We start from the raw sequence: 13,878 nt of genomic DNA, 5'->3' as shown, positions 1-13,878 counted from the left end.
CTAAATATACTCAAAACTCATAACTCGAAACTCAGCACTTAAGTATGAGACCTGCCCAAACCAATCAGTTTGACTACGTAAAAATCGGCTTGGCTTCCCCGGAACGGATTCGGCAGTGGGGCGAGAGAACATTGCCCAATGGCCAAGTAGTCGGTGAAGTTACCAAGCCAGAAACAATTAATTACCGAACTCTCAAGCCAGAAATGGATGGCTTGTTTTGTGAGCGCATCTTTGGCCCCGCGAAAGATTGGGAATGCCATTGTGGCAAGTATAAAAGAGTCCGTCATAGAGGTATTGTCTGTGAGCGCTGTGGGGTAGAAGTCACCGAGTCACGCGTGCGCCGCCACCGCATGGGCTATATTAAACTCGCTGCACCAGTAGCTCACGTCTGGTATCTCAAAGGCATTCCTAGCTATATTTCCATCCTGTTAGATATGCCCTTACGGGATGTCGAGCAGATTGTTTATTTCAACTCTTATGTTGTCCTGAGTCCAGGTAATGCCGAAACTTTAACTTACAAACAGCTACTGAGCGAAGATCAGTGGTTGGAAATCGAAGACCAAATTTATAGCGAAGATTCTGTGCTGCAAGGCGTAGAGGTGGGTATTGGTGCTGAAGCGCTGTTGCGTTTGCTTGCCGATATCAATTTGGAACAAGAAGCCGAAAGCCTACGCGAAGAAATTGGCAACGCCAAAGGACAAAAGAGAGCCAAGTTAATTAAGCGACTGCGGGTAATTGACAACTTCATCGCTACTGGTTCGAAACCAGAGTGGATGGTAATGGCAGTCATTCCCGTAATTCCCCCCGACTTGCGCCCAATGGTGCAACTAGATGGCGGACGGTTTGCCACGAGCGATTTAAATGATTTATATCGGCGGGTAATTAACCGCAACAATCGTTTGGCACGCTTGCAAGAAATTTTAGCGCCAGAGATTATTGTGCGGAACGAAAAGCGGATGCTGCAAGAAGCAGTGGATGCTTTGATTGACAATGGTCGTCGGGGACGCACTGTGGTAGGGGCAAATAACCGACCCCTGAAATCTTTGTCCGACATTATTGAGGGTAAGCAAGGACGTTTCCGACAAAACTTGTTAGGTAAACGAGTTGACTACTCTGGACGTTCGGTTATTGTGGTCGGCCCAAAGCTGAAAATTCACCAGTGCGGTTTGCCTAGAGAAATGGCAATTGAGCTATTTCAACCATTTGTGATTAACCGCCTAATTCGTAGCGGGATGGTAAATAACATCAAAGCTGCGAAAAAGCTGATATCCCGCAACGATCCCAGTGTTTGGGATGTGCTGGAAGAGGTGATTGAAGGACACCCAGTGATGCTAAACCGGGCGCCAACATTGCACCGCTTGGGTATTCAGTCTTTTGAACCAATTTTAGTAGAAGGTAGAGCGATTCAACTGCATCCTCTGGTGTGTCCAGCGTTTAACGCCGACTTTGACGGCGACCAAATGGCGGTACACGTGCCGCTGTCGTTAGAAAGTCAGGCTGAAGCGCGGTTATTGATGTTGGCTTCTAACAATATTTTGTCTCCAGCCACGGGTAAACCCATCATCACGCCTAGCCAAGATATGGTGTTGGGGGCGTATTACTTAACAGCAGAAAATCCCGGTGCGACAAAAGGTGCAGGAAAGTACTTTTCTTCACTAGAGGATGTAATTATGGCTTTCCAGCAAGAGCAAATTGACTTGCACGCCTATATCTATGTGCGGTTTGACGGTGAAATAGAATCAGACCAACCGGATACAGAACCTGTGAAAGTGACGGAAAATGAGGATGGTACCCGTACATTACTCTTTAAGTACCGTCGAGTCAGACAAGACGCTAAAGGCAATGTACTTTCCCAGTATATATATACCACTCCCGGTCGCGTTATTTACAATAATGCTATTCAGGAAGCACTAGCAAGTTAATTCGTAATTTCTAATGACGCTCTCTACGAGACGCTAAAAGCAAACGCGGGCTCGCTAACGTAATTCGTAATTTAAGAATTAATTACGAATTACGAATTACGAATTACGAATTATTAATTATTGATGACTCAGGACTAATGACTAATGACTAACGAAAAAATGATTTTTCGCAATCGGGTGGTTGATAAAGGTCAGCTGAGAAATTTAATTTCTTGGGCCTTTACGTATTATGGTACGGCGCGAACCGCAGTGATGGCGGACAAATTGAAAGATTTGGGATTTCGCTACGCTACCAAAGCAGGCGTTTCCATCAGTGTAGATGACTTGATGGTGCCACCAACTAAGCGATTGCTCTTAGAAGCAGCCGAAGAAGAAATTCGCGCCACTGAAACCCGTTACCAACGAGGAGAAATCACGGAAGTAGAACGCTTCCAAAAGGTAATCGATACTTGGAATGGTACTAGTGAAGCTTTGAAAGATGAAGTAGTAGTTCACTTCAAGAAGACTAATCCCCTAAACTCCGTATACATGATGGCATTCTCCGGGGCACGGGGTAACATCTCTCAAGTGCGGCAGTTGGTGGGGATGCGGGGATTGATGGCAGATCCCCAAGGGGAAATTATCGATTTGCCCATTAAAACTAACTTCCGTGAAGGACTGACAGTGACGGAATACATTATTTCGTCTTACGGTGCCAGAAAAGGATTGGTGGATACTGCCTTGCGGACGGCTGACTCTGGTTATTTAACGCGCCGGTTGGTGGACGTATCCCAGGATGTAATTATTCGGGAATTTGACTGCGGCACCACTAGAGGTCTTGCGATTCAACCAATGACAGAAGGGGCCAAAACCTTGATTCCTCTAGCAACCCGCTTGATGGGGCGGGTAATTGGTGAAGATGTGGTGCATCCGGTAACAAAAGAAGTGATTGCAGCACGCAATACCCCAATTTCTGAGGATTTGGCGAAGAAAATTGAAAAATCTGGGGTGAGAGAAGTTGTGGTGCGATCGCCACTAACTTGTGAAGCCGCACGTTCTGTCTGTCAACACTGCTACGGCTGGAGTTTGGCCCACGCCAAGATGGTAGATTTGGGCGAAGCTGTGGGGATCATTGCTGCTCAAAGTATCGGTGAACCTGGTACTCAGCTAACCATGCGGACATTCCACACTGGTGGGGTGTTTACTGGGGAAGTGGCGCAACAAGTTCGTTCCAAAATCGATGGGACTGTCAAGCTTCCTCGCAAGCTGAAGACCAGAACATATCGGACTCGCCACGGGGAAGATGCCCTTTATGTTGAGGCGAATGGGATCATGCTTTTGGAACCAACAAAAGTAGGTGATGTTACCCCAGAGAACCAAGAGGTTCATCTGACCCAAGGTTCAACACTATATGTATTTGATGGAAATAAGGTAAAACAAGGGCAGTTGTTGGCAGAGGTCGCCCTTGGTGGACGGACAACTCGGACTAATACAGAAAAAGCAGTTAAAGATGTCGCCTCTGACTTAGCAGGGGAAGTGCAATTTGCCGAAGTTGTTCCAGAACAAAAAACTGACCGTCAAGGTAATACCACAACCACAGCCGCACGCGGTGGCTTGATTTGGATTTTGTCTGGGGAAGTTTACAACTTGCCGCCTGGTGCAGAATTGGTGGTGAAAAATGGTGATGCGATCGCTTCTAATGGAGTTTTAGCAGAAACCAAGTTAACCAGTTTGCACGGCGGTGTCGTGCGCTTGCCAGAAGCTACCCCAGGTAAGAGTACTAGGGAAATTGAAATTATCACCGCTTCTGTGGTCTTAGATCAAGCAACCGTGACAGTCCAAAGTTCCCAAGGTCGCAATAACTACTTAGTTTCTACTGGCAACAACCAGGTATTTAACCTCCGAGCTACACCAGGTACAAAAGTGCAAAATGGTCAAGTAGTAGCTGAGTTAATCGATGACCGCTATCGCACAACCACTGGTGGATTCCTGAAATTTGCAGGTGTCGAAGTCCAGAAAAAAGGCAAAGCCAAGCTGGGTTATGAAGTCGTGCAGGGCGGTACACTGTTGTGGATTCCCGAAGAAAGCCACGAAGTTAATAAAGATATCTCCTTACTGTTGGTGGAAGACGGTCAGTTTGTCGAAGCTGGCACTGAAGTCGTGAAAGATATCTTCTGCCAAAACAGTGGTGTGGTAGAAGTGACCCAGAAAAACGACATCCTCCGGGAAGTAGTGGTGAAGCCGGGGGAACTACTGATGGTGGACGATCCCGAATCAGTTATCGGGCGAGATAACACCTTCATCCAACCAGGTGAGGAATTCCAAGGCAATGTCGCCACGGAATTGCGTTACATCCAGTATGTAGAGACACCAGAAGGACCCGCCCTGTTGAGCCGTCCAGTAGTTGAGTTTGCCGTCCCTGATAATCCAGATGTGCCATCAACGACATCGGTAAGTCAACAAACCGGGCGATCGATTCAATTAAGAGCGGTGCAGCGACTACCTTATAAAGATTCAGAACGTGTCAAATCTGTTGAAGGTGTGGAACTGCTGCGAACCCAGCTAGTGCTAGAAATTGAGCAAGAAGGGGAACAAGACCATAATGCTTCGCCCCTGGCGGCAGATATTGAATTAGTAGAGGATACTGAAGATCCAGAAGTTCAACGTTTACAACTAGTGATTTTGGAATCCTTGGTAATTCGTCGAGACATTACCGCCGATGCCACCCAAGGTAGTACCCAGACGACACTTGAGGTACACGATGGGTTAACCATCGCCCCAGGTTCTGTAGTCGCACGTACCCAAATTTTGTGTAAAGAAGGTGGGGAAGTACGAGGTGTTAAAAAAGGAACCGAAAACGTGCGTCGCTGTTTAGTGTTGCGCGATGCTGACAGACTTCCCATTAATACTAGTACTCAGCCAAAGGTAAAAGTGGGTGACTTACTAGTAGAAGGGACAGAAGTTGCTCCTGGAGTTTTTGCCCCAGAATCAGGGCAAGTAGTCGATATTAAAAGTGTCGCTGCTGCATCTGGTGGAGAATCAGCTTTAAGTACTAAAAACTACGTTATTACTACCCGTATCGGTCGCCCTTATCGAGTCAGCCCTGGTGCTGTGTTGCAGATAGAAGACGGCGATTTGGTACAACGGGGTGATAACTTGGTGTTGCTGGTGTTTGAACGCGCCAAAACCGGAGATATCATTCAAGGTTTGCCTCGGATTGAGGAACTACTTGAAGCTCGTAAACCGAAAGAAGCGTGCATCTTATGTCGGCGGGGCGGAGAAGTTAAGGTAGTTTACGGTGATGGTGATGAAGCGATCGCCATCAAGGTCGTAGAATCAAATGGCGTGGTGACAGATTATCCTCTGGGACCCGGACAAAATTTGATTGTGCCAGATGGCTCAATGGTATTAGCAGGACAACCGTTAACTGATGGCCCATCTAATCCCCACGAAATTTTGGAAATCTTCTTTAGTTTGGGTTCTGAAGATGGAATCTATGCTTGTGCTAGCCTTGCCTTACAGAAAGTACAAACCTTCTTAGTGAATGAAGTGCAAATGGTGTACCAGTCTCAAGGGATTGATATTTCCGATAAGCACATTGAAGTGATTGTTCGCCAGATGACCAACAAAGTCAGGATTGATGATGGTGGTGACACCACAATGCTTCCCGGCGAATTGGTGGAATTGCGCCAAGTCGAGCAGGTGAACGAAGCTATGGCAATTACAGGTGGTGCTAGGGCACAGTACACTCCAGTATTGTTGGGGATCACTAAAGCATCGTTGAACACCGACAGCTTTATTTCCGCCGCGTCCTTCCAAGAGACAACACGGGTACTCACCGAAGCCGCGATCGAAGGCAAATCTGACTGGCTGCGCGGATTAAAGGAAAACGTGATTATCGGGCGATTGATTCCGGCTGGTACTGGATACAATACCTATGAAGAACCAGGAGCGATCGATGACTATGCTGCTGAAATTACCAGTAGTGTCTTAGATGAAGTTGACGATCCTCTAGATATGGTCTTAGACGATCGCACAGCTCGCACCTATAATTTAGATTCTCCTACTCTTGGGGAATCTGGCTTTGGCAGCAGACGTGCAGAAAGGTCTATTCTAGATGAAGAAGATGAATTAATTGCTGACGAAGTAGTAGACGACGACGATTACGAGGAAGAAGAAGACGACGAAGATGATTTCGACGACGAATAGAGACTTGAAATTTCGCGTTTAAAAGGTAAAAGGTAATATCGAGTCTGCCCGATTACCAATAATCAAACTACCTCACCCATGCTAGCGCACCCCTTGCCAAGGGGCGCGCTAGTTCCAGTTTTACCCCTAACGAGCAAGTCGTCATATTCAATCAAAATAAGCGATCGCAATCAATAGACTGAAATTTTCTCTTTCACAGAGTCTAGTGATTTACATTGCTTAAAATCTTGTATTTAGTCCTCTTAAGAAGACTTTAGCTATTAGCTTGAGAATTTCTTTCCAACCGGGATAGCAACGAAGTGAATAATTGAAAAGATGTTGGGAATCATAACCCTAGAAAAAGAGGGGATTAAGCATCAGCTATTATTTTGAATTTCGTCTAACTTAGCACGTACTGCCTGGATATCCTGCCACATCAACCATTTTGGCGCGCCTCTTTCCTTAGAAGGGTTACGTAGCAAGTAGGAAGGATGAAAAATTGGCATACATAAACGCCCTTCCCACTCCAGCCACTGGCCGCGAATTTTCGTAATCCCCCGCTTATCACCAACGATCCCTTTGACAGCAGTTGCACCCGTTAACAGAATTATTTTGGGGTCAACTAAGCGAATTTGTTCTAGTAGGTAGGGTAGACAAGCCGCTACTTCTATAGGAGTGGGAACTCTATTATCTGGTGGGCGACATTTATTGATATTGGCAATATATACATCATGCTCAGTAGTCAGATTCACCGATGCCAAAATTTTCTCCAGCAATTGTCCCGATCTGCCCACAAATGGTAAACCCGTTTCATCTTCATTTTGACCTGGCGCTTCTCCCACAACCATAATTGGTGCTTTGAGATTGCCACGTCCGACAACGGCATGAGTGCGAGTGTCTCCCAATGCACAACGGTGGCAGCGATCGCAATGCTGTGTCAACTCCGTTATGTCAGAATAAGTTCCGGGAGCGATCGGAATTTTCGCGTCTGTAGGAATCAGTTCTCGTTGATTAAAAGTTGAGTCGTCGAAGAGGCTGAGTTGGGTTTCGCTGCTCATGAAAATCAGGATTTTGGCATCAGCGCCAGCTGTATATCTGAGTTAAATAGCCTTTTGGTTGGATATTTATCAGAACAATAAACTTTTGCTGAATACTTAATTATTTATACAAATCTTATTGTATCAGTTAATTTGAGACAAAATTCAGTCATGATAAAAGCATTGCCGTCTTAAGATGCTGGGGGAAAACCATGTCACATACCCCACTTTTCGCCGATCGTACCCATGCAGGTGAGTTATTGGCGCGAGTAATTCATGATGTTTTGACTCAGCAAACTATTGATTCTGGGATAAAGCCTGTACCAATTATTTATGCTTTGCCAAGAGGAGGTGTACCAGTAGCAGCACCAGTAGCACGTCTTTTGGATTGTCCGTTGACAATTGTTGTCGCAAAAAAGATTAGCCATCCAGAAAACCCAGAGTTAGCAATTGGTGCAGTGACTACTTCGGGAAATGTTCTTTGGGCCGATCAAAAACTATTTCGCTCTAAACATGATGTACGGTGGCGAGAAGTGGCTTTAAATAAAGCGATGAAACTTGCTAAGTCTCTTGAGGCTCAATTAATTCCTGCTTGTCCGCAAGTAAATGCAGAGAATGCTACGCTCATCTTAATTGATGATGGCATTGCTACAGGTATGACAATAGCGGTAGCAGCAACTGCGATGAGAGCGCTTTCTCCAGCGGCAGTTTGGCTATGTACTCCAGTAGCACCACAAAAATTGCTACCTTGGTTAGAACAGTGGGGCGATCGCACAATAGTCTTAGAAACACCCGAACCCTTCTGGAGTGTAAGTAATTTTTACGCAGAATTTCCCCAAGTAGATACATTAGAAGTTCTCGTATATCTCCAACAACAAAAGACAATCGGGGGAATTGATCTGTGCGAGTAATTTTGAATTGTTTTCCAATCTTACTTTTTAACTATTTGAAGATGTTCCCTGCTGATATTGCATAGCCTTAGCATAATCACCCAAGGCGTAACAAGCAACTTTCAGACTGGCAAGAGCTTGTTCTTCACTGCGACGATCTTTGATATTTCTAGCTAACAGCAAACGTTCTTCATAATACGTAATTGCTTTGTTATAGTCACCCAAAGCTTCACAAGCAACTCCTAAACTACTTAAAGACTGTTCCTCACTACGCTTGTCTTGAATTTCTTTGGCTAATTGCAACCGATCTTCATAATACTTAATCGCTTTGGTATAATCACCTAAAGCATAACAAGCATTGCCCAGATTCTTTAGCACCTGAGAAGCACTGCGAACATTTTTTAAAGAGCGTGCTAGTACTACACACTGCTCATAATAAGCGATCGCTTTTGGGTAATTGTTCAAAGCGTACCAAGCATTACCTAAATTCTTGAGTACCTGTTCTTCGCCCCAATTATCTTTGAGTTCCCGCACAATCTCTAGACTTTGCTGTTGATACTCAATAGCCTGCGTAAAGTTGCCTAAAGCTTTATACACCAATCCCAAATTATTGAGTGCCGCAACTTGACTGCGTTTGTCTTGCAACTGTTGCGTTATTTTCAAACATTTTTCTAGAAACTCAATAGCCTTTTTATGATCGTTCAGATGACGGTATGCATTGCCTAAATGGGAAAATGCTTGCATCTGTAATGCTAAATCTGAGGTGTTATTAAGCAAAGACAGACACTGTTGGGAGTAAGAGATAGCACCTTTATAGTCTCCAGCGCTGTAAGTTACCAATCCTAAAAAAGAAAGTACCTGTGCCTGTTTTTCTAAATCGCCAACTGCCTGAAATAGCCCCAAGGATTGTTGTAAAGACTTCATAGCCGTTATTAATTCGCCACCTTGCTGCTGTTGAATTCCTTGCCTTAGTAGCTTGGATGCTTCTGACAAATGGTCATCACTTTCTTGTAGAGGTATTATTTCTGCTTGTGAACCAGAGTCAAATTCATGGGTAATTGTATTACGCTTCACTGGTTTTTGGTATGTTATGGGTAATTGCAAGGGAACTGTATTTTTCGATCTGGTTATTCCATTCGCTTTTAGACATCAACTTCTTCCTGCGAAGTCTGGTGCTAAATCTAGTATTCCCAAAACCAGGACGCATCTTTCATCAGTCCCCTTTACCACAGCATAAATTAGGAAAGGTGAGAGTTTATATAGCGATCGTTAATCGAGGCTTTCAGATTTCCACTCATGAAGAGTAATAACTATATAGCAGTCTTATAGCGTTTGCGATCGTCTCTATTTCTTCTATATTCGTATTCTCTACGTCTGGAGTAGTTCGATTAAAAAACTATTTTTGACCAGCTTATTTAATGGTTTTATTATCAATATCTGTCCTGTATGTATGGTGTAGAATATCCCGCACCTCCATTAAAATTTTTCCTAGCATATTTTTACCGCTTCCATCGGCTCCGCAGCCCCAGTAAAAATCTATAGGCGAGTTTTCAACAATTTCTACATTGTTTGTAGAAAGTAAAATATCTCTAATATCTGTATGAGTTTTAAATTTGCACAGCACAGCTTGCCGCATGATGTCATCTTTAACCTGTTCCCAATCTTGGCGTAAGGGACGCGTTCTCTCACGCCCCATTCTTGCTGCATCTTTAGGTGTTTTAACTAGGCGGATTTGTTCTACATGAGGTGTACCCACAAACTTTTGCGCTTGAAAATAGTGTTCGCTAGTTGACCAATACAATCCATCTAATTCAAAGCCGTGGGGCGAAAAGTTAGAGAAACAGCCATACCCTTCACGAGTACTATAAAAATAAATTGTCATAAAAATTAAATCAATTCTCTTGAATTTACTGAATTTGTAAGTTTTTTATAAAACAGATGATTTGTTTTCTGTTGATTCAATGAATGCCTCAAACTGACCATTAGGTGTCCATTGAATAGCCCCATCTCTTCCTGTAAAAAATAGTTTTGTTTGGGTTTGATTCAGCTCAGATAAAGTTTTTGGATCGAAGTTGGCAGAAGAAGCGATCGCTACTTGTGGTTGCAAAGCAATAACTAAATCTTTTAATGACTCAGGGGCACACCAAAGCACTTGTGGGCGAGGCAAACTTCCATTTTTAACTAGTTGCTGTACCTCTTTAGATTTAACATTACCTACTAATAACCAATTTTGATCTAAAATTTGCAATTGTAAAATTGGTAATTGGTCGTTGATTAATTGCGCTACTATTGAACCAGCTTTCACAGATTGACCAACTCCCAAAGGTTGATAAATTCCTTGATGTTTTTGTAGCTCCTGTTGAATAGCCTGAGTTGTAATAGAATTATCCGTTTGAGGTGAATATTCATAAAAATTATTGATTGGTAAACGTTGCATTAATTCAAACCAAGCATTACTTTCGTTACCTTGGAAATCAGTTGCGATCGCCCAGTTTATTTGATTTACACCCTGCTGTTGTAAAAAGGGTAAAATTGTAAAACGTCCTGTACCTTCATCACCACTGTTAATGACAGTTACAGTACCTCGATCTTGAACGACTACAATTGGTTCTGTCCCAGATTCTAAGACTGTTATCCTAAACAATGTATTTTTTGAATGCCAAAGTGGGATGAATACTAAACCAATTGCAATCATATTAGCAAACCACCACCGCCTTTGCCACCAACGCACTAGCCAGACCAATATAATTAGTATATAAATTGCCAAAAGCTGCCAAGTAGATATACTGCCCACAGCAACAGAATTTCCAGGCAAATTGCTAAAGAAATCTACTAGTTTAATTAACCAATCAGTAGGGTAATGTAATACCCCTGCTAGGAAGCTTCCTGCATCAGTCCAAACTAAACCTACTAATGCACTGATGATTCCACCTATACTAATGATCGAAATTAATGGAGTGCTAACTACATTCAACAATAGACTATAAGATGGTACAACTCCAAAGACAAAAAGTTGCACAGGTAAAGTCCAAATAGTAGCAGCGAGGGGAACAGCAATCAAAGCAGCGATCGCAGGTGGTAGCCATGCTAGGCGATTGACTAATGCAGGTACTGTTACAACTAATCCTAATGTTGCTAAAAAACTCAATTGAAAACCTAAATCCCAAATCCATAGAGGATTAAACACTAATAGCAGAGTTGCTGCTATTAGTAACGAGCCAAACTGTTTTACCTTTCTTTTTAATAGCAGACCAACTAATGCCGCAAAACCCATAATTACGGCTCTGAGAACCGCAGGTTGAAACCCTGTTAAACTCAGAAAAATGATTAAACCCAAAAACCCAAGAGTAAATTGTGTTCCTTTTCTTGCCCGTCTCGCTAACTGTAAGATCACACTCAGAATCAAAGAAGTTTGGAACCCAGAAGCTGCTAAAGCATGAGCCAATCCGGCTTGTACAAATAAGTCTCGGATATCGTAGGGTAAATCAACAGCTTTGCTACCTAAAACCATTGCGCTGACAAGAGGCCCTTCAGGAACGCCCAACCAACGAACTTGCGATCGTACAATTCGCTCCCGAATTTGCCACCATCCCAATTTACGTTCCCGATCCAAAACATTTATTTGTCGCCCAATCAAACCAGCAAACGTTCCTTCCTGCTTAAGAAACTTCTGAAAGTCGAAACCACCAGGATTGGAAGCCGCCTTTGGTTTATACAAAATCCCAGTCACAGCAACTTGTTGACTAGGGTATAACCCAGTAGCCTGAAGTATGGGGACTGTCACATACAATTTCCCTGTAACCCCTTGTGGGACACCTGCTGAACCTTTATCGTTTTTGACTTCATCTAACTGAGTCGTTTCCAGCCAAAATTGTCCTCGCTGACTGCGAGTTAAGCGAGGATTACTAACCACTTCGCCACGTACAATCACAAGTTGTTCTTGATTGCTGCTATTTCCAGGCGGGACAAACTGACTAATATCTTTTGCACCCGGTTGTGGCATTCGCCATTGAAAATATAAAGTTGCCAATAATCCCACCAAGCCAGCAGCTAGCCATATTCGAGGATGGGGAATACTTTGCCAAATATTAGGCACTGCCTTATTTTTGCTTCCAGCATTTTCCGGTTTCTGAGCAAATTGCTGTAGTGTGGTGCGTTTTCTAAAGAGTATTGCTCCCACAATCCCCACAAACAAAATCCCCACACCACCCCAAGGAACTGCTGTAAGCAGCAACCCAAAAATGTAGCCAAGACAAATAATTACACCACTGGTTTGAATCATAAGATTTTTGTAAAAGCACCTGAAAATCCGAATTTACAGGTGATTTAAATATAGATAGGGCAGTAATCAAGAAAAATCGGCGTTGCTGAATTTGGTTATAAAATTCAAAAATAAAATATTCCAAACTCTTATTATCTGTGTTTGGAGCACCTCTGCGTGAGCTTTTTATCTCTTTAATCAACAACAGCGAAAAATTTTTATGCTTGTGGTGAGTATAATCCATAAAGTTTATATAAACAAAGCCCGCCTGTGCGGGCTTTATCCTTGTAGCTTGAATGTTTTAGACCCAATTTTTAACCGTATTTCTGTCCTCTAGCAAAAGCTGCATCAAAAAGATATATCTAGCTTAAACCTTAGCGCCACAAGGATAAACAGAACATAAAATCGTAATGAATGAAATTTGGCAAGACTCTGCGTACCTTTACCTTTACTCTGTGTTCCTCTGCCTTTAAAAAGGCTATTATTTTACACAAAACTGTACTTAGTTCGTTTAGACGCACCCTTTAGGATGTTTGGCTTCCTATTGAACTCACAGTATCTTTGAGCAACGGAAAACCCAACTTCTCCCTTTGCTCAACATATAAATGAGCTACCTTCCTAGCCAAATGCCGAATCCTGGCAATATAGCGAGTTCTCTCCGTCACCGAAATCACACCTCTAGCATCCAGCAGATTGAATGTGTGTGAACACTTCATTACATAATCTAAGCTAGGCACTACCAATCCTCGCTCCGTCAATTGGGTAGCTTCCTGCTCATACAAATTAAATAATGTCAGTAGCAACTCAGGATTTGACGCTTCAAAGTTGTATGTACATTGCTCAATCTCACTTTGCAGGAAAACATCGCCATAAGTAATGTTGTCTGTCCACTGAATCTTAGTAAATGCTTCTACTTGCTGGAGATACATTGTCAGCCGCTCTAGCCCGTATGTAATTTCAATCGACACCGGACGGCAATCAATTCCTCCACACTGTTGAAAGTAGGTAAATTGAGTAACTTCCATCCCGTCTAACCATACTTCCCACCCAGTACCCCAAGCTCCCACAGTTGCATCTTCCCAGTTATCCTCTACAAACCGAATATCGTGGTCTTCAGGACGGATACCTAAAGCTCTTAACGAATCAAGATAAATCTCTTGAATATTATCTGGTGATGGCTTAATCAAAACTTGGTACTGATAATAGTGTTGGAAGCGGTTAGGGTTTTCGCCGTAGCGTCCATCAGTAGGACGACGACAAGGTTCAATATAAGCAACAGCCCAAGGTTCCGGTCCCAATGCTCTTAAAAAAGTCTGGGGATTCTTAGTACCAGCCCCCTTTTCAATATCGTAGGGCTGGGCAATAAGACAACCGCGATCGCCCCAGAAATCATGCAATAAACTTATTACCGACTGAAAGTTCACGCTTGTTCCATCCTTAGTCAACACAGTGCATAAACCATTGTTGCCTACAACCCGGCACTGTGGGCAGTTTCAGGAGACGCCAAAACCATCCAAAAAGATTTTGGGAAAAATAGTTGACACAATGAAATGGGTTCGCTATATTGAATAAGTGCTTGAAGCGGAGCGCGAAAGAGCGAC

Annotated in this window: 8 protein-coding genes; 3 read left to right on the top strand and 5 right to left on the bottom strand. The window is 43.3% G+C overall.

Features of this window, described 5'->3' with window-relative positions:
• Window positions 1-44 precede the first annotated feature (44 nt).
• Together V7K45_RS30070 and V7K45_RS30065 are read left to right on the top strand one after the other, a co-directional pair.
• Window positions 45-1,922: a DNA-directed RNA polymerase subunit gamma gene (locus V7K45_RS30070; RefSeq protein WP_335009205.1), complete on the top strand. Its 1,878-nt coding sequence runs from the start codon at window positions 45-47 to the stop codon at window positions 1,920-1,922.
• Between the two features lie 144 nt (window positions 1,923-2,066).
• Entirely contained in the window at window positions 2,067-6,110 is a 4,044-nt protein-coding gene (locus V7K45_RS30065; RefSeq protein ID WP_335009203.1) for a DNA-directed RNA polymerase subunit beta'', read from the top strand.
• A 356-nt stretch (window positions 6,111-6,466) separates the two neighbouring features.
• Here the strand turns inward: V7K45_RS30065 and V7K45_RS30060 are convergent, their stop codons facing one another.
• Window positions 6,467-7,147, bottom strand: coding sequence for a uracil-DNA glycosylase (locus tag V7K45_RS30060; protein WP_335009201.1), 681 nt, complete (start codon window positions 7,145-7,147; stop codon window positions 6,467-6,469).
• A 191-nt stretch (window positions 7,148-7,338) separates the two neighbouring features.
• Between V7K45_RS30060 and V7K45_RS30055 the strand changes: the two genes are divergently transcribed.
• Window positions 7,339-8,037, top strand: coding sequence for a phosphoribosyltransferase (locus V7K45_RS30055; protein WP_335009199.1), 699 nt, complete (start codon window positions 7,339-7,341; stop codon window positions 8,035-8,037).
• Between the two features lie 27 nt (window positions 8,038-8,064).
• Here V7K45_RS30055 and V7K45_RS30050 read toward each other — a convergent pair whose 3' ends face one another.
• The 4 genes from V7K45_RS30050 to glyQ all read right to left on the bottom strand — a co-directional run bounded on the left by V7K45_RS30050 (window position 8,065) and on the right by glyQ (window position 13,701).
• Window positions 8,065-9,090 carry a tetratricopeptide repeat protein gene (locus tag V7K45_RS30050; protein WP_335009197.1) on the bottom strand — a complete coding sequence of 342 codons (1,026 nt, stop codon included), beginning with the start codon at window positions 9,088-9,090 and terminating at the stop codon, window positions 8,065-8,067.
• 337 nt (window positions 9,091-9,427) lie between these two features.
• Window positions 9,428-9,898, bottom strand: a complete 471-nt coding sequence (locus tag V7K45_RS30045; protein ID WP_335009195.1) for an NADAR family protein — start codon at window positions 9,896-9,898, stop codon at window positions 9,428-9,430.
• A 45-nt stretch (window positions 9,899-9,943) separates the two neighbouring features.
• A complete protein-coding gene (locus V7K45_RS30040; protein WP_335009193.1) occupies window positions 9,944-12,298 on the bottom strand; it encodes a ComEC/Rec2 family competence protein in 2,355 nt (784 codons plus the stop codon).
• A gap of 503 nt (window positions 12,299-12,801) precedes the next feature.
• Window positions 12,802-13,701 carry a glycine--tRNA ligase subunit alpha gene (glyQ, locus tag V7K45_RS30035; RefSeq protein WP_335009191.1) on the bottom strand — a complete coding sequence of 300 codons (900 nt, stop codon included), beginning with the start codon at window positions 13,699-13,701 and terminating at the stop codon, window positions 12,802-12,804.
• Between the last annotated feature and the right edge of the window lie 177 nt (window positions 13,702-13,878).

It is taken from the genome of Nostoc sp. (assembly GCF_036917375.1).
Lineage (GTDB): Bacteria > Cyanobacteriota > Cyanobacteriia > Cyanobacteriales > Nostocaceae > Nostoc.
Note: the sequence above shows the minus strand (reverse complement) of the source record. Positions and strands in the feature narration are given on the sequence as shown.

What these genes read in the sequence shown, in the direction of transcription:
- V7K45_RS30045 (WP_335009195.1), bottom strand. Translation starts at nt 9,898, where the DNA reads ATGACAATTTATTTTTATAGTACTCGTGAAGGGTATGGCTGTTTCTCT.
- V7K45_RS30060 (WP_335009201.1), bottom strand. Translation starts at nt 7,147, where the DNA reads ATGAGCAGCGAAACCCAACTCAGCCTCTTCGACGACTCAACTTTTAAT.
- V7K45_RS30040 (WP_335009193.1), bottom strand. Translation starts at nt 12,298, where the DNA reads ATGATTCAAACCAGTGGTGTAATTATTTGTCTTGGCTACATTTTTGGG.
- V7K45_RS30065 (WP_335009203.1), top strand. Translation starts at nt 2,067, where the DNA reads ATGACTAACGAAAAAATGATTTTTCGCAATCGGGTGGTTGATAAAGGT.
- V7K45_RS30070 (WP_335009205.1), top strand. Translation starts at nt 45, where the DNA reads ATGAGACCTGCCCAAACCAATCAGTTTGACTACGTAAAAATCGGCTTG.
- V7K45_RS30055 (WP_335009199.1), top strand. Translation starts at nt 7,339, where the DNA reads ATGTCACATACCCCACTTTTCGCCGATCGTACCCATGCAGGTGAGTTA.